This is a genomic window from Citrobacter sp. TBCS-14 (assembly GCF_005280805.1).
Taxonomy (GTDB): Bacteria; Pseudomonadota; Gammaproteobacteria; order Enterobacterales; family Enterobacteriaceae; genus Citrobacter; species Citrobacter gillenii.
The window spans coordinates 1-234 of record NZ_SZWM01000937.1 but is presented as its reverse complement, the minus strand read 5'-3'; the positions used below and the strand labels follow the sequence as shown (position 1 = coordinate 234).

At 48.3% G+C, this 234-nt stretch carries 1 pseudogene; it reads left to right on the top strand.

From position 1 onward, the window contains the following. Positions 1 to 145, top strand: a pseudogene (locus FDX22_RS22140) (HAAAP family serine/threonine permease); the annotation flags it as partial. Between the last annotated feature and the right edge of the window lie 89 nt (positions 146 to 234).

The following is a 234-nucleotide window of genomic DNA, read 5'->3' as shown; positions in this document are numbered from 1 at the left end:
CGCGATGATTCTGTTCCTGATGCCGATGTATGCGATTCAGAAAGTACCGGCAATGCGTAAATACAGCGGCCATATCAGCAACGTGTTCGTTGTGATTATGGGCCTGATCGCTATCTCTGCTATTTTCTACTCTCTGTTCAGTTAATTCCCCTGCGCCGCTCTTCGGGGCGGCGCACCTCGATACACAATGGACGCCTCATGATTAGCGTATTCGATATTTTCAAAATCGGCATT